We start from the raw sequence: 16,405 nt of genomic DNA, 5'->3' as shown, positions 1-16,405 counted from the left end.
GACGCACGTCACCGGCGGCGGGCCGGGGGGTCCGGGCCGCGGTTCGGCGGTGCCGCACGTTTCAGCACTGTTTCCCGGAGCGGTCGGCCATCGTCGGAAGCGGTGCCGCTGGGGACCGTTCGTGGCGTCGCATACTACCATTCCAGTTGCTGGTATGGTAGTTGCGCGCCTCATCGCCGGTCAACCGCGGCGCCTGCGGCATATCGTCAGCCGCCCGTCCTCCGTGGGCCGGTCGCGCCGCCTTGTTCCCGGTCCGAAATCGGGTATTCGGGACAAACCCAATGTACAATGGCGGGATATCCGCTTGAGGATGGCGTTCGGAAGGTCCGGCAACCGCACACTCAACGGAGGGCGGCAGGGTGGAGGCACCGAACGCCACGGCGGCGATCATGACGGCACTGGCGGGCGGCGTCGGTCTGCTGGCGCTGATGACCCTTCTCTATGGAACCGTGCTGTATCGGCTGGGGGATCGGCCGATGTTGCGCCAGCTTTGCCTGGGGCTGCTGTTCGGCGCCGGCGGCGTGGTGGCGATGGCGCAGGCGGTGCCGATCCTTCCTGGTATCAATCTCGATGTCAAAACGGTGCCGGTTGCCCTGGCGGGGCCGTTCGGCGGGCCGCTGGCCGCCGTCCTGGCCGCCGGGATCGCATCGGTCGCCCGGACCGCGGTGGGGGGTGCCGGCTTGCTGCCGGGGGTGGGCGGGATCCTGTTGGCCGGTGCGGTCGGTCTGTTGTTCCGCCGTCTCGTTCCCGCCGCCGAATGGAAGAATGCGAGGCCGCTGTTCTTTCTTGGCCCGGTCGCGGCGCTCCATTCCCTCAGCATCTTCGTCCTGCCATGGGAGGTCGCGCTGCCGACCTTCCTCAATGGCGGGCTGCCCGTCGCCCTGTTCACGGCGGGGGGGATCCTGATGCTGGGCACGATGCTGGCGCGCGAACGCCGGCGGGTCGACACCGAACGGATGCTGCGCGACGCGGCGTTGAGCGACCCGCTGACCGGGCTGGCGAACCGCCGGGCCTTCTTCGCCGCCATCGACCGGGCGGTCGCCGGCGGGCTGCGCCATGACATGCCGGTGTCGCTCCTGATGCTGGACATCGACCATTTCAAGGACATCAACGACAGCCATGGGCATGATGCCGGCGATGCGGTGCTGGTGGCGCTCGGCCGTCTTCTCCAGGGCGGTGTGCGGCAGAGCGACCTCGTCGCCCGCTTCGGCGGGGAGGAATTCGCCATCCTGCTGCCCGGTGCGCCGGCCGACGGCGCCTTCATCCTTGCCGAGCGTCTGCGCGGTGCCGTGCGCGACCTTTCCATTCATGCGGATGGCGCGATCCTGGGGGTCACCGTCAGCATCGGCTTGTCGAGCCTGGGCCCCGACCTCTGCCGCGCCGACCTGTTGATCAAGACGGCGGACATGGCGCTCTACCGCGCCAAGCAAGGCGGCCGGGACCGGGTCTGTCGCCACCGGGCAAACATCAGCCCGATGGAGCCGGTTCCGGTGTCCTGAAAGGCTGGAGACCGGACATGGTCGGCCCGCCGGGTCAGTAGATCAGTTCGTTCTCGCCGCTGCCTTCGGACAGGACCAACTCGCCGCGGGCGGCCAGATCCTTGGCCAGCTGCACCATGTACATCTGCGCCTCGTCGACGTCGCGGACGCGGACCGGACCCATGGCGGCCATGTCCTCGCGCAGGATCTTGGCGGCGCGTTCCGACATGTTGGAGAAGAACAGGTCCTTCAGCGACTCCGACGCCCCCTTCAGCGCGGTGCCCAGCTTCTGCTTGTCCACCGTGCGCAGCATGGTCTGGACGCCGCTGGGGTCGAGCTTGGACAGATCCTCGAAGGTGAACATCAGCGACTTGATGCGCTCGGCGCTGTCGCGGTTGCGCTCCTCCAGCGCCGCCATGAAGCGGTGCTCGGTGGTGCGGTCCAGGCCGTTGAAGATCTCCGCCAGCATCTCGTGGCTGTCGCGCCGGCTGGTGCGGGCGAGGTTGGTCATGAACTCGGTGCGCAGCGTGCGCTCGACGTCGTCCAGAACCTCCTTCTGCACCGCCTCCATGCGCAGCATGCGCATGATGACCTCCATCGCGAAGCTTTCCGGCAACTGGGCCAGCACGCGGCCGGCATGGTCGGAGCGGATCTTCGACAGGACGACGGCGACGGTCTGGGGATATTCGTTCTTCAGATAGTTGGACAGCACCGACTCGTTCACGTTGGTCAGCTTGTCCCACATGGTTCGACCGGCCGGACCACGGATATCCTCCATGATCTGGTCGACCTTGTCCTTGGGCAGGGTCTTCAGCAGCAGGCGTTCGGTCGAATCGAAGGAGCCGACCACCGTTCCGCTCGACGACATCTGTTCGGCGAACTCGACGAACAGCCGTTCGATCAGGTTCGCCGACACGGTGCCCAGGTTGGCCATCACCTGGGACAGCTCCTTGATCTCCTCATCGTCCATCAGCGAGAACAGCTTGGACGAATGCTCCTCGCCGAGCGCAAGCATCATGATGGCGGCCTTTTCCGGGCCGGTGAGGGTCCGGTAGTCCTCACGAACCTTTTGAGCCATTGCTACCCTTCATGATGCGCGTGTCCGATGAAGCCCCGATGATTGCGGCAAACATCGTTAACAAACGATAACGGAAGCCTTAGGGAGTTTCGCCGCGAGACGGAACCGCCGCCATGCAAAGCCCGCCGGCTTCGGCGGGTTGTCGTCATACCACTTCATATGAAAATAGATTTACAGAAATATGCCTTTCCTGTAAATCTAGACGCATAATCGCCGTACCGAGCTTGCCAGGAGGAACGGGGGGATGGAGCCGCCCATTCAGACGGGATCGCTGCTGATCCGCATGCGGAACTGCCAGCAGCAGCTTCCGGGGGCGCTCGCCAAGGTCGGGGCCTGGGCGCTGGCCTATCCGTTCCGCACCGCGACGCTGAAGATCGGCGAGCTGGCGGCGGCGGCCGAGGTGTCGGTGGCGTCGGTCAACCGCTATGCCCGCTTCCTTGGTTATGACGGCTATCCGGAATTCCGCGACGATCTGCTGCGCGCCTTCGAATCTACCTTCGCGCCGGTGGAGAAGCTGCGCGTCGCCGTCCAGCGCGACAGCTCGAATGCCGAGATCATGCGGGAATCGCTGGCGAGCGACGCCGGCAACATCACCCGCACCATGGAGCTGTTGCAGCCGGAGCAGTGCGAGGCGGCGATCCGCCTGATCCGCGAGGCGGGGCGCGTCGTGGCGCTCGGGCTGGGTGACAGCGCCTATCTCGCCCTGTTCCTGGCCGACGTGCTGGAACCCTATGTCGAGAATGTCCGCGAAGCCATCGAGTTCGCCGGGACCGAGCGCAACATCCGCCGGCTGATGACGATGAGGCCGGGCGATCTGGTGATCGCCATCACCTCGCCGCGCTATTCGCGCCGGACCATCGAGCATCTGCAACTTTGCCGGGAGCGCGGGGCGAAGGCCATCGCGCTGACCGACGCGCCGGACAGCCCCATCGTGCCGCTCGCCGACGTCACGCTGCTGGCCGGCTGCGACCATGGCGTCCGCCACAGCTCGCCCACCGGGCTGATGGCGCTGATCGTCGCCCTGGGCACGGCGCTGTCCCGGTCCGGTCCCGACAGCGTCGGCCAGGCCGCCGACGTCGCCGAGCGCATCCTGCCTTACCTGCATGTCGTGCCGAAGTCGAACCGGCAAGCCGAGTGACCCGGCGGACTGGTCCGGGTTCCTTCCATCCACGCGCCGAAGAAGTTGGAAAGCGATGACGATCTCCTATTGGAACGGGCGTTACCTGCCGCTGGACGAGGTCCATGTGTCGCCGCTGGACCGCGGTTTCCTGTTCGCCGACGGCCTCTATGAGGTGACCGCCGCCTACAATGGCCGCCTGTTCGAGCCGGAGGCCCACATCGCCCGCCTTCGGCGCGGGCTGTCCGAACTGCGCATCGGCTGCACCCTGTCGGCCGGCGACTGGATGGGCATCATGGAGCGGCTGGCCGCCGACTCCGGCATCGACGGCGACCTGACCGTCTATCTCCAGGTCACCCGTGGTGCCGCATCCAGCCGCGGCCACGCCTTCCCCGCCGGCGTCACCCCGTCGGTGTTCGGCATGGCCAGCCCGCTGAAGCGCCCGCCCGCGGCGTGGCGCGACCAGGGCGTCGCCGCCATCACCATTCCCGACATCCGCTGGGGCCGCTGCGACCTGAAGACGGTGGCCCTGCTCGGCAGCGTGCTGGCGCAGCAGGCGGCGACCGATGCCGGCGTCGTCGATGCGCTGCAACTGCGTGACGGTCTGGTGACCGAGGGCGCCGCCACCAACATCTTCGTGGTGAAGGACGGCGTCATCGCCACCCCCCTCAACGACAATCGCATCCTGGAGGGCATCACCCGCACCGTCGTCCTGCGGCTGGCCGCCGAGGCCGGGCTGCGGTTGGAGGAGCGCGACATCCCGGCGGCGGAACTCGATGCGGCCGACGAAATCTGGATCGCCAGCACCACCAAGGAGATCACCCCGGTCACCAGCCTGAACGGCAAGCCGGTCGGCAGCGGTGCGCCCGGCATGCTGTGGCGCCGCCTGTTCGCCCTGTTCGCCGAGAGGCTTGGGCGATGAGCGGTGCCGCCGCCACGAGGACGGCCGACATCCCGCCGGCCCTGCTCGCCGTCGAGGGGCTGAGCGTCGCCTTCGATGGCGAGCATGGCCCGATCCGCGTCGTCGATGATGTCAGCTTCACCGTGGCGCCGGGCGAGACGGTCGCCATCGTCGGCGAGTCCGGCTCCGGCAAGTCGGTGACCTCGCTGTCGCTGATGCGGCTGGTCGATTATGCCGGCGGCCGCATCGTCGGCGGGCGCATTCGCTTCAAGGGGCGCGACGGGCGCGAGCGCGACCTGGCATCCCCGCCGGCCGAGGCGCTGACCGGCATGCGCGGCAACGACGTCGCCATGGTCTTTCAGGAGCCGATGACGTCGCTGAACCCGGTCTTCACCATCGGCGACCAGATCGCCGAGGCGGTGATGCTGCACCAGGGGCTCGACCGCAAGGCGGCGCGGGAGGAGGCGCTGCGCATGCTGGAGAAGGTTCGCATTCCCGAACCGGCCCGGCTGCTCGACCGCCACCCGCACCAGCTGTCGGGCGGCATGCGCCAGCGCGTGATGATCGCGATGGCGCTGTCCTGCCGCCCCTCGCTGCTGATCGCCGACGAGCCGACCACGGCGCTCGACGTCACCATCCAGGCCCAGATCCTGCGGCTGATCCGCCTGTTGCAGGACGAGATGGGGATGGGCGTCATCTTCATCACCCATGACATGGGCGTTGTGGCCGAGGTGGCCGACCGCGTCGTCGTGATGTGGCGCGGCCGCAAGGTGGAGGAGGGGCCGGTCGAGCGCATCTTCCAGGCGCCGCGGCATCCCTACACCAAGGCGTTGCTGTCCGCCGTGCCGAAGCTGGGCGCGCTGCGCGGCCAGGATCTGCCGGTGCGCTTCCCGCTGCTGGTGGTGGACGACGCCAAGGCCGATCCTGCACCGGCGGTCCCGCCGGTGCAGGACACCGTCCGCGCCACTGACGCCCCGCTGCTGGAGGTGCGCGACCTCACCACCCGTTTCGACGTGCGCAAGGGCATCTTCGGCTCGCTCAAGGCCCGCGTGCATGCGGTGGAGAAGGTCAGCTTCGCCGTCCGGCCGGGCGAGACCCTGGCGCTGGTCGGCGAATCCGGCTGCGGCAAGTCGACCACCGGCCGCACCATCATGGGGCTGCAATCGGCCACCTCCGGAACCATCCGCTTCGACGGCACCGACACCGCGACCCTGGATTCCAACGGCCAGGCCAAGCTGAAGGAGAAGATCCAGTATATCTTCCAGGATCCCTTCGCCTCGCTGAACCCGCGCATGACCGTCGGCTTCAGCGTCGCCGAGCCGATGCTGGTCCATGATTATGCGCCGACGGCCAAGCCGGGCGTGTCGCGCCGCCGCGCCATCGAGGAGCGGGTGGCGGAGCTGCTGACCCAGGTCGGCCTCAAGCCGGAGCATGCGCGCCGCTACCCGCATGAATTCTCCGGCGGCCAGCGCCAGCGCATCTGCATCGCCCGCGCGCTCGCCTGCGATCCCAAGCTGATCATCGCCGACGAGGCGGTGGCGGCACTCGACGTGTCGATCCAGGCGCAGATCGTCAATCTGCTGATGGAGCTTCAGGCCCGGCGCGGGCTGTCCTACCTGTTCATCAGCCATGACATGGCGGTTGTGGAGCGGGTCAGCCACCGCGTCGCCGTCATGTATCTGGGGCAGATCGTCGAACTCGGCCCGCGCCGCGCCGTGTTCGAGAATCCGCAGCATCCCTACACCCGCCGCCTGATGGCGGCGGTGCCCGTCGCCGATCCCAGCCGCCGCACCCGCGACCTGCGGCTGTTGACCGGCGAGATCCCGAGCCCCATCCGCGCCATCGGCGACGAGCCGGCGGTGCAGCCGCTGATCGCCGTCGGCGACGATCATTTCGTCGCCCGCCACGCCATCGGCGGCGATTTCTGAATCAAAAAAAGGGAGACATCACGTGACGCGCTTCGCCCTTCCCCTGCTCGCCGGCCTGCTCGCCGGCACCGCGCTCGCCGGTCCGGCCTTCGCCGCGAAGGATCTGGTCGTCGGCATCCCCGACAACATCACCACGCTGGACCCGGCCGACATCAACGACACCCTGTCGCAATCGGCCAGCCGCACCATGCTCCAGGGCCTGTTCGGCTTCGACAAGGACATGAAGCTGGTCCCGCTGCTGGCCGAGAGCTTCACCGTCAACGACACCGCCACCGAATACACCTACCGCCTGCGCAAGAACGTCACCTTCCATGACGGCACGCCCTTCAACGCCCAGGCGGTGAAGATCAATTTCGACCGCCTCGCCAACCCGGCCAACCGGCTGAAGCGCCAGAGCCTGCTGGCGATGCTGGCCGAGACGGTGGTGGTCGACGACACCACCATCACCCTGAAGCTGTCGCAGCCCTTCGGCGCGCTGAACAACAACCTCGCCCACCCCGGCGCCATGATCCACAGCCCGAAGGCGCTGGAGACCTTCGGCAAGGAGATCGGCCGCCACCCCGTCGGCACCGGCCCCTACAAGTTCGTGAGCTGGGAAGCGGACACGCTGAAGGTCGAGAAGAACGACAAATACTGGAAGCAGGGCCTGCCGAAGATCGACCACGTCACGCTGAAGAGCGTGCCGGAGAACGGCAGCCGCATCGCCATGCTCCAGACCAACGAGGCGCAGTTCATCTATCCGCTGCCGCCGGAGATGGTGAAGATGGTCGAGGCCAATCCGGCGTTGGAACTGATCGACGCGCCGTCGATCATCGCCCGCTATGTGGCGATGAACACCATGAAGAAGCCGTTCAGCGACCCGCGCGTCCGTCAGGCGCTGAACTACGCCATCGACAAGAACGCCTACGCCAAGGTGGTCTATCGCGGCTATGCCGGCCCGCTCGATTCGGCGATCCCGTCCAAGCTGGGCTTCCATGTCGCCCAGCCGAACCAATACGGCTATGACCTCGCCAAGGCGAAGGCGCTGCTGGCCGAGGCGGGCTATCCGAACGGCTTCGAGGCCGAGATGTTCGGCCGCAACAGCACCAACTTCATCCGCGGCATGCAGTTCGTCCAGCAGCAGCTGGCCCAGGTCGGCGTCAAGCTGACCGTCACCCCGCTGGAATCCGGCGTCGAGACCGCCCGCGTCTGGGGCGTCGAGAAGCCGGAGGATGCGACGGTGCAGATGCAGTATGGCGGCTGGTCGGCCTCGACCGGCGACGCCGACTGGGGCCTGCGCCCGCTGTTGTGGGGCAAGGGCTTTCCGCCGAAGTTCTTCAACGTCGCCTACTACAAGAACGACACGGTCGACGCCGCCATCGAGACCGGCATCGCCACCGCCGACACCGCCAAGCGCGCCGAGGCCTACCGCGTCGCCCAGGAGCAGATCTGGAAGGACGCGCCCTGGCTCTTCCTCGGCGTCGAGAATCTGCTGGCCGGCAAGTCGAAGAAGCTGACCGGCTTCTATTACGTCGCCGACGGCGGGTTGCAGATGGAAGAGGCCGATTTGCAGTAACTGCTAGACGCCCTCTCCCGTCCCGGGAGAGGGAGGGGACCCGCCGAAGGCGGGGAGGGTGAGGGGTAGGGCAAAAATCCAGAACCGCATGGTTCCTTGGATCACCCCTCACCCTTCCCATGCTGCGCATGGGCCCCTTCTCTCTCCCGGGGCTCTCAGCGGATCTTCGATCCGCCTGACGCCGTCAGCACAAACGGAGTTTGTGCGAGAGGCGGGAGAGGGGACTTCTTATTTGCCCCCCAGGACCTCCACCAGGACCTCCGCACCATGCTGAAATATCTCGTCGGCCGTCTCGCCGGCATCCTGCCGGTTCTGCTGGTGATCTCCGTCTTCGTCTTCGGCTTCGTCCATCTGCTGCCGGGCGATCCGGCGCGGCTGGTCGCCGGGCCGGACGCCACCCAGCGCGACGTCGAGCTGGTGCGCCAGGATCTCGGCCTCGACCAGCCGCTGTGGGTGCAGTATGGCCGCTTCCTCGGCAACGCGGTGCAGGGCGAGTTCGGGCGGTCGATGAAGTCCAAGCGGCCGGTGTCGCAGGAGATCGGCGAACGCTTCCTCCCCACCCTCTACCTCACCATCGTCGCCATGGTCTGGGCGACGCTGGCCGGCTTGCTGATCGGTGTCGCGTCGGCCACCAAGCGCGGGCGCTGGCAGGACCATGTCGGCATGGTGGTGGCGGTGTCGGGCATCGCCTTTCCCTCCTTCTGGCTCGGCCTGCTGATGATCGACCTGTTCTCGGTCAAGCTCGGCTGGCTGCCGACCAGCGGCTATGGCACCTGGCAGCATTACGTCATGCCGTCGCTGACGCTCGGCCTCGGCGTCGCCGCGGTGATGGCGCGCTTCACCCGCTCCGCCTTCATCGAGATCGCGCGCGAGGATTACGTCCGCACCGCGCGGGCCAAGGGCGTCCCCGCCCGGCTGGTGGTGTGGAAGCACACGCTGCGCAACGCGCTGATCCCGATCATCACCATGGTCGGCCTGCAATTCGGTTTCCTGCTCGGCGGGTCGATCGTGGTGGAGACGGTGTTCTCCTGGCCGGGGCTGGGCCGGCTGCTGGTGGATAGCGTCAATTACCGCGACTACACCGTCATCCAGGCCGAGATCCTGCTGTTCTCGCTGGAGTTCATCGTCATCAACCTGCTGGTCGATGTGCTGTACGCCCTCGCCAACCCCGAGATCCGCTACTCATGACCACGACCGATGCAACCGTGGCTGTGAGCCACGAAGCCGTCCGTTCGCCGCTGCGCGAGTTCTGGCGGAAGTTCCGGCGCAACCGCACCGCCATGGCCGCGGGATTCTGTCTGCTGGCCCTGGCGCTGGCGGCGGCGGCGGCGCCCTGGATCGCCCCCTTCGATCCGGCGGCCTTCGATTACGACCGCATCCTGGAAGGCCCGTCGGCCGACCATTGGGCCGGCACCGACGCCTATGGCCGCGACATCCTGAGCCGCATCCTGTGGGGGGCCCGCATCTCCCTGTCGGTCGGTCTGCTGTCGGTGCTGCTCGGCGGGGTGGCCGGCGTGGCGCTGGGGCTGGTCGCCGGCTTCCGCGGCGGCTGGATCGACAGCCTGATCATGCGCGTGTGCGACGTGCTGCTGGCCTTTCCCGGCATCCTGCTGGCGATCGGCATCGTCGCCATCCTCGGGCCGGGCATCGAGAACGTCATCTATGCGGTGGCGATCTTCAGCGTGCCGGTCTTCGCCCGTCTGGTGCGTGGCAGCACCCTGTCGCTGAAGCGCGCGGTCTATGTCGACGCCGCCCGCGCCATCGGCGTGCGCGACCGGCTGCTGATGGTCCGCCACATCCTGCCGGGCACGCTGCCCAGCGTGATCGTCTATGTCTCCATGCGCATCGGCACCTCGATCCTGACGGCGGCCAGCCTCAGCTTCATCGGCCTCGGCGCCCAGCCGCCCAGCCCGGAATGGGGGGCGATGCTGGCCGACGGACGCAGCTACATCGGTGTCGCCAGCCATGTCACCTTCTATCCCGGCCTCGCCATCTTCCTGACGGTGCTGGCCTTCAACCTGCTCGGCGACGGATTGCGCGATGCCCTCGACCCGAAACTCCGTTGAGCGGGGCTCCGTTGACGCCATACGGCGCGCGCGGGCCCTCGGGCTCGCCTGCGGCCGGCTGAAGCCGGGACCGCGCAACGCCATCACCGATGTGCCGGGCGTGCGCGTCGGCCACCACACCTTGGCGGAGGGCGTCCTCCAGACCGGCGTCACCGCCATCCTGCCCCATGCCGGCAACCTCTACCGCGACAAGCCGATCGCCGCCGCCGAGGTGCTGAACGGCTTCGGCAAGAGCGTCGGGCTGATGCAGGTGGAGGAGCTGGGGACGCTGGAGACCCCGATCCTGCTGACCAACACCCTGTCGGTCGGCACCGCGGCGACGGCGCTGGTCCGCCACGCCATCGCCGCCAACCCCGACATCGGCCGCAAGACCGCCACGGTCAACCCTGTGGTGATGGAGTGCAACGACGGCCCGCTGAACGACATCCAGGCGCTGGCGGTGACCGAGGCGCATGCCGCCGCCGCGCTGGCCGCCGCCCTCGACCAAGCGGACGGGGCGGAGGTCGCGGTCGGGTCGGTCGGCGCCGGGCGCGGCATGTCCTGCTTCGGCTTCAAGGGCGGCATCGGCACCTCCTCGCGTCGCCTCAAGCTCGACGGCAAGCGCCATCACCTGGGGGTGCTGGTGCTGGCGAATTTCGGCCGTCCGGGGGAGCTGCGCCTGCCAGATGGCCGCCGCGTCGCCGTCCCGGACAAGGATGAGTCGCCCGAGAAGGGCTCCGTCATCGTCATCGCCGCCACCGATGCGCCGCTCGACCATCGCCAGCTGCGCCGGGTGATCCGCCGCGCCGGGGTCGGGCTGGCGCGGGTGGGCTCCTTCTGGGGCCATGGCAGCGGCGACATCGCGCTGGGCTTCACCACCGCCAACCGCATCGACCATGACGAGCGGGCCGACATCCTGGCCCTGCGCATGCTGAACGAGCGCCGCATCGACGCCCTGTTCGAGGCGATGGCCGACGCCACCCAGGAGGCCGTCCTCGACGCGCTGGCCGCCGCCACGCCGGTGGCCGGGCGCGATGGGTCCAGCCGGCCCTGCCTGTCCGACTTGCTGATCTCCGGGAGCACAGAGTGAAGATCTACATCTCCGCCGACATCGAAGGGGTGGCCGGCGTGGTTTCCCAACAGCAGGTGACGCCGGGCAATGCCGAGTATGAGCGTGCCCGCCGCCTGATGACCGCCGAGGTCAATGCCGCCATCGAGGGCGCGCTGGCCGGCGGGGCCAGCGAGATCCTGGTCAACGACAGCCACGGCCCGATGGTCAATCTGCTGCCGGACGAGCTGCACCCGGCGGCCGAGCTGATCCTGGGCCGCCCCAAGCCGATCGGCATGTTCGCCGGGCTGGAGCCGGACACGGCGGGGGTGATGTGCGTCGGCTTCCATAGCTCGGCGCGCCAGTACGGCATCCTCGCCCACACGACCAACAGCTTCGCCTTCGGCCGGGTCCGGGTGAACGGGCTGGAGCTGGGGGAGGCCGGCAATTACGGCGCCTATGCCGGCGAGATCGGCGTGCCGGTGATCCTGCTGAGCGGCGACGATCATTTCGCTACCGAAATGGGACCGCTGTTCCCGCAGGCCGAGCGGGTGGTGGTCAAGCGGGCGCTCGGCCAGCGCGCCGCCCGCGCGGTGGCGCCGTCCGTCGCCCGCGACCGCATCCGCGAGGCCGCCACCCGCGCCGTCCGCCGGGCGGCGGACATCCCGCCCTTCCGCGTCCCACCGCGTGGGCAGGGGGCGCCATACCGGCTGGAGATCGAGATGAACAGCCCGGCGCTGGCCGATCTCGGCGCGTTGATTCCGGTTGCGGAACGATCCGGTCCCGTGACAATCAGTCTGCCCGCCGACAGCATGGCCGCCGTTCTGGGCTGGATCAACACCCTGTCGGCCATGTCGGCCACCCTGCGCTGAGACCCGTGACCATGAGCTTCTCCCACCCGCAGCCCTTCGCGCTGGCCGTCCATGGCGGCGCCGGCACCATCAAGCGCGGCGCCCTGACCCCGGCGCTGACCGAGGGCTATCATGCCGGCCTGCGCCGGGCGCTCGCCGCCGGGCATGCGGTGCTGGCCGATGGCGGCGGCGCGCTCGACGCCGTGACCGCCGCGGTGATGGCGCTGGAGGACGAGCCGCTGTTCAACGCCGGCCGCGGCGCCGTCTTCACCGCCGAGGGCACGCAGGAGATGGACGCCGCCATCATGGACGGCCGCGACCGGTCCGCCGGCGCGGTGGCCGGGCTGTTCGGCCCGCGCAACCCGATCCTGGCCGCCCGCGCGGTGATGGAGCGGACCGAGCATGTGCTGCTGGTCGGCGAGGGCGCGCTCGACCTCTGCCGCCGCCAGGGGCTGGCGATGGAGGAGCCCGCCTATTTCTTCACCCAGCCGCGCTGGGATGCCCTTCAGGCCGAGCTGGAGCGCCGCCGCTCCGGCGCCGCCGACGACGGGGACGAGCAGCGCCGTCACGGCACCGTCGGCGCCGTCGCCCGCGACCGTGACGGCAACCTCGCCGCCGCCACCTCGACCGGCGGCATGACGGCCAAGGCCAGGGGGCGGGTCGGCGACAGCCCGGTGATCGGCGCCGGCACCTTCGCCGACAATCTGACCTGCGCGGTCTCCGCCACCGGCCATGGCGAGCATTACATCCGCCGTTGCGCCGCCCACGAGATCGACGCCCGCATGCGCTGGGCCGGGCAGAGCCTGGAACGCGCCGCCGCCGATCTGGTGGACGAGCTGAGCGTGATCGGCGGATCGGGCGGGCTGATCGCCATCGACCGCGACGGCCGGGTGGCGCTGCCCTTCAACTGTTCCGGCATGTATCGCGGCGCCATCGGAGCGGAGGGGCTGGCGATGACCGCGATCCACCGCGAGGAGTTCCGCATCGGCTGAGCCGCCGCCCCCGCCGGTCTTGCCGATGGGGTGGGGGCGACTGGAACATTTGAAACACCGTGAAACGCTTTTCCGGGGTGTGTTCACCGTTCCATCCGTCCATGCCCGGCGGATGGGGGATCGGCGGAAGAGGGTGGGCATGCGGGGAGGGGCATCGGACGGCTCCGGGGGTGGCGGTTCGCATCCCCCTATGTGAGCGCGAAACCGGGATCGCGGTAGGATAATTTTCATAATCCATGCCATGGGCTCCTCCGCCCGCCTTGGCCCCGGCGCGATCCTGGTATAGTCGCCGCCGGTGGGGGCTGGGCGGAGGCCCGGCCCCGCGTTACCCGGCCCGGCGTTGGCGAAGGAGCGATGGTGGATTACATCTGGATCATCGGGCTGCATGTCACGGCGGTGACGGTTTGGCTGGCCGGCATGTTCGTCGCCGCCATCCTGATCAGCGCGCTGGCCCCGGCGACCGCCGTCGAAACGACCGTCGCCGAATCGGGGTCGGCCCGCCTGCTGCGCGCCGCCGCCCGCTGGGACCGCCGCGTCACCACGCCGGCGATGGGGCTGGCGTGGCTGCTGGGCCTGACCCTGGTGGTGGTCGGCGGCTGGGGGCTGGAGCCGTGGCTGGTGGCGAAGCTGGCCATCGTCGTCCTGCTGTCGGCGCTGCATGGCAAGCTCGCCGCCGGGCTGCGCCGGCTGGCCGAGGCGGAGGGCCGTCCCGGCGCCCGGCCGGTCTCCCGCCTGCTGCGCTTCTCCCCTTTGGCCATCATCGCCGGGGGTATCGCCATCGTGACACTCGTGGTGGTAAAACCCTATTGAACCGCATGGAGCGGTTGGGGGGCGGACCCGGTTCCGCCGCCGGGTCCAGGGTGAAGGGCCCAGCGTGAAGGGTCCAGCGCGAAAGGACGGGACATGGCCGCCACCAAAGCCACGATCTGCCTCTGGTACGACAAGGATGCCGAGGCCGCCGCGCGATTCTATGCCGCGACCTTTCCCGACAGCGCGGTGACCGCCGTCCACCGCGCCCCCGCCGATTATCCGTCGGGCAAGGCGGGCGACGTGCTGACGGTGGAGTTCACCGTCGCCGGCCTGCCCTGCCTCGGCCTGAACGGCGGCCCGGCCTTCCGCCACAGCGAGGCCGTCTCGATCCAGATCGCCACCGACGACCAGGAGGAGACCGACCGCTATTGGACCGCCATCACCGGCAACGGCGGCCAGGAGAGCGCCTGCGGCTGGTGCAAGGACCGCTGGGGGATTTCCTGGCAGATCACGCCGCGCGTGCTGACGGATGCGCTGGCGGCGGGCGGCGAGGAAGCGAAGCGGGCGTTCCAGGCGATGATGGGGATGACGAAGATCGACGTGGCGGCGATTGAGGCGGCACGGCGGGGGTGAGGGGGGCTGTTTGGATGCGGTGGAATAGTGTCGGCTCGGGGGCTGAAGTCAACGTCTTGCCTGCATTACGGAACCCTTGTTCCCTATATCCATCTCGTTTCCTTACAAAAATCGGATTGATTGCGCTCTTGGTGGTTGATAGAGTTTATTTATTCTCTCCACGGTAATATAATGATAGGCTGTCATGAGATCCCCTCGTTTTGATATTCGCGCTGCAAAGCTCCGTGCCATTTTTTCTCCTTCTAATATAGAGAGAATTTGGAAGGATAAAGTTCGACAGCATATGAAGGATCAGTTTATAAATGACGGGATAGAGAACTTTGATTTTCATGTTGGGCGAAAATTGGAGAGCAAAAAATTATCCCAAATCATACTTTCTGGAGATTATCTTCCTCAGAAGGCGCAGAGAATTCTGCTGGAAAAAAGTAAAGGACTGTGTCGCCAGCTTGTTATCCCAGCTGTTCAAGATGCAATTGTTCTTCAATGTCTTTCTGACGCGCTCTATAGCGAAATTAAAGGAAGAGCGCCAACAAAAAAATCGTTCTTTGAGCCAAAAGACCACAAATTCTCTTCTGATCAAACAGGTTATGGATCCTTCTCTGCATGGCTTAATTTTCAAAAGGCACTGTTCAATTTCTCAAAAACAAGGAACTTCGTTGTTGTAACAGATATCGCAAATTACTACGATAGCATTTCATATGTTCATCTTCGTAATGCCATTTCTTCTATAAGCGGAGTTGAAGAATGCATAATAGATATGCTGATATATGTTTTGAGTGATCTTCTGTGGCAGCCTGACTATACGCCTAGGATTGAGATTGGGCTCCCGCAAATTAATTTAGATGCTCCGCGTCTACTGGCTCATTGCTTTCTTTACGAACTCGACTCATTTCTTGCGAGTGACCCAGCCATAGATTTTGTCCGCTTCATGGATGATATTGATATAGGCGTGGATAGTATCGTGGAAGCAAAGAAGGTGCTGAGATCAGTTGACCTTGTTTTGCAGACGAAGCAGATACGCTTGAATAGTGGGAAGACAACTATATTGACCAGAGATGAGGCGATTAAACATTTTCGTGTGCTTGAAAATGCCCGTATAGATAGCTTTAAATCGAGTGTAAAGCATCGTATAAAAAGCGGGTTATCGCTTGCCCGACATAGGCGTGTGGTTGAGCTTCGAATAAGTAGAGGCATTAGAAACAAATTATTCGATAATGGAAATGGAGAGAAAATCCTTAAGCGCTGGTTAGGATTGGCTTCTCAAACTGATGCAAAAATAAAGCCAGAGATGCTTGAGAGTTTAATTAAGTTAAGGCCTTCAGTTCGTGACAGCGTCTATGGCTTAATCAGGAGTCGACCACTTACGCCTTCTATTGCTAAAATTCTAGCGCGTTCTGCCTCGTCAGGTCTACTAGTTGATGATGCGGCAATGGTTTCTATGGCAAATAATTTGGTAGAGACGCTTGTTGAAAGCAAGCGTTGTCACCTGTATATTAAGGATATTATAGAAAGCAACGACCAAAAGCAATATTTTGGGCTATACTCGAAGCTTTGGTTGCAATCAAAGTATGGGACCACAGATGAGCTCTTAATGACCTTGAGAGATACTGAATTTTTTTGGGTTCCACATCAAAGGCTTGGAAGATTGGTGGCCTCATTCTATCCTTTGTTCCAAAATTCAGCAGAGGAAACGGCTTTCAAGGAATTGCTCGGTAGGACATTCAACCCTGGAGTTCGCGAGGTGTATAAATTTCATGCCAGCCTCTTAAAAGAAAAAGATGTATTTAACCATATGTTTGATGCGTTGAAATCTCCAAATACGACGCGTGGTACCGGTATAACTCACGCTAAATTTCTTTGTTTACTTTCTGCGCTCCGCAATATGTCAGCAACTAGCCACCAGATAACTGTTCTAAAAACTAAAAATTACCTTGTTTTCAAAGATTGTTACTATAAATCTATCGCAAAGAGACTAAAGATTATATGAAATTATGTTTTTATACATTGTTTCTATAGGCGCGGGTAAGCT

14 protein-coding genes are annotated in these 16,405 nt (G+C 65.4%); 13 read left to right on the top strand and 1 reads right to left on the bottom strand.

All coding sequences use genetic code 11. The annotated features are described in order from the left end of the window. Nucleotides 1-359 precede the first annotated feature (359 nt). Nucleotides 360-1,499, top strand: a complete 1,140-nt coding sequence (locus AZL_RS19805; protein ID WP_012976244.1) for a GGDEF domain-containing protein — start codon at nt 360-362, stop codon at nt 1,497-1,499. A gap of 34 nt (nt 1,500-1,533) precedes the next feature. Here the strand turns inward: AZL_RS19805 and fliG are convergent, their stop codons facing one another. Next, entirely contained in the window at nt 1,534-2,556 is a 1,023-nt protein-coding gene (gene fliG, locus AZL_RS19800) for a flagellar motor switch protein FliG (RefSeq protein WP_012976243.1), read from the bottom strand. Nucleotides 2,557-2,800: 244 nt separating this feature from the next. Between fliG and AZL_RS19795 the strand changes: the two genes are divergently transcribed. The 12 genes from AZL_RS19795 to AZL_RS34550 all read left to right on the top strand — a co-directional run bounded on the left by AZL_RS19795 (nt 2,801) and on the right by AZL_RS34550 (nt 16,363). Next, the gene (locus AZL_RS19795) at nt 2,801-3,694 is read left to right on the top strand and encodes a MurR/RpiR family transcriptional regulator (protein ID WP_012976242.1); all 894 of its coding nucleotides are present in this window, start codon (nt 2,801-2,803) and stop codon (nt 3,692-3,694) included. 55 nt (nt 3,695-3,749) lie between these two features. Continuing rightward, complete coding sequence (locus tag AZL_RS19790) at nt 3,750-4,595, top strand: D-amino acid aminotransferase (RefSeq protein WP_012976241.1); 846 nt, start codon at nt 3,750-3,752, stop codon at nt 4,593-4,595. Further along, nucleotides 4,592-6,502 carry an ABC transporter ATP-binding protein gene (locus tag AZL_RS19785; protein WP_012976240.1) on the top strand — a complete coding sequence of 637 codons (1,911 nt, stop codon included), beginning with the start codon at nt 4,592-4,594 and terminating at the stop codon, nt 6,500-6,502. Before AZL_RS19790 ends, AZL_RS19785 begins: the two co-directional genes overlap by 4 nt. A gap of 22 nt (nt 6,503-6,524) precedes the next feature. Then, nucleotides 6,525-8,057 (top strand): glutathione ABC transporter substrate-binding protein, encoded by a 1,533-nt coding sequence (locus AZL_RS19780; protein ID WP_012976239.1) that lies wholly within the window; start codon nt 6,525-6,527, stop codon nt 8,055-8,057. Between the two features lie 267 nt (nt 8,058-8,324). Then, the gene (gene gsiC / locus AZL_RS19775) at nt 8,325-9,245 is read left to right on the top strand and encodes a glutathione ABC transporter permease GsiC (RefSeq protein ID WP_012976238.1); all 921 of its coding nucleotides are present in this window, start codon (nt 8,325-8,327) and stop codon (nt 9,243-9,245) included. Then, the gene (locus tag AZL_RS19770; RefSeq protein WP_012976237.1) at nt 9,242-10,123 is read left to right on the top strand and encodes an ABC transporter permease subunit; all 882 of its coding nucleotides are present in this window, start codon (nt 9,242-9,244) and stop codon (nt 10,121-10,123) included. Before gsiC ends, AZL_RS19770 begins: the two co-directional genes overlap by 4 nt. Then, entirely contained in the window at nt 10,098-11,192 is a 1,095-nt protein-coding gene (locus AZL_RS19765; protein WP_012976236.1) for a P1 family peptidase, read from the top strand. Before AZL_RS19770 ends, AZL_RS19765 begins: the two co-directional genes overlap by 26 nt. Then, entirely contained in the window at nt 11,189-12,022 is an 834-nt protein-coding gene (locus AZL_RS19760) for a M55 family metallopeptidase (RefSeq protein ID WP_012976235.1), read from the top strand. The genes AZL_RS19765 and AZL_RS19760 overlap by 4 nt, the downstream gene beginning before the upstream one ends. A gap of 11 nt (nt 12,023-12,033) precedes the next feature. Next, nucleotides 12,034-12,993, top strand: coding sequence for an isoaspartyl peptidase/L-asparaginase family protein (locus AZL_RS19755; protein ID WP_042444314.1), 960 nt, complete (start codon nt 12,034-12,036; stop codon nt 12,991-12,993). Nucleotides 12,994-13,347: 354 nt separating this feature from the next. Continuing rightward, nucleotides 13,348-13,803, top strand: coding sequence for a CopD family protein (locus AZL_RS19750; RefSeq protein WP_012976233.1), 456 nt, complete (start codon nt 13,348-13,350; stop codon nt 13,801-13,803). A gap of 93 nt (nt 13,804-13,896) precedes the next feature. Next, on the top strand, nt 13,897-14,376 hold the full coding sequence (locus AZL_RS19745; protein ID WP_012976232.1) for a VOC family protein: 480 nt from the start codon (nt 13,897-13,899) through the stop codon (nt 14,374-14,376). A 184-nt stretch (nt 14,377-14,560) separates the two neighbouring features. Then, nucleotides 14,561-16,363 (top strand): RNA-directed DNA polymerase, encoded by a 1,803-nt coding sequence (locus AZL_RS34550; RefSeq protein WP_012976231.1) that lies wholly within the window; start codon nt 14,561-14,563, stop codon nt 16,361-16,363. The last annotated feature ends 42 nt before the right edge of the window (nt 16,364-16,405 follow it).

It is taken from the genome of Azospirillum sp. B510 (assembly GCF_000010725.1).
In the GTDB taxonomy this organism is placed as follows: domain Bacteria; phylum Pseudomonadota; class Alphaproteobacteria; order Azospirillales; family Azospirillaceae; genus Azospirillum; species Azospirillum lipoferum_B.
The sequence above is the reverse complement of the archived record's forward strand: the minus strand, read 5'-3'. Positions and strand labels throughout refer to the sequence as shown.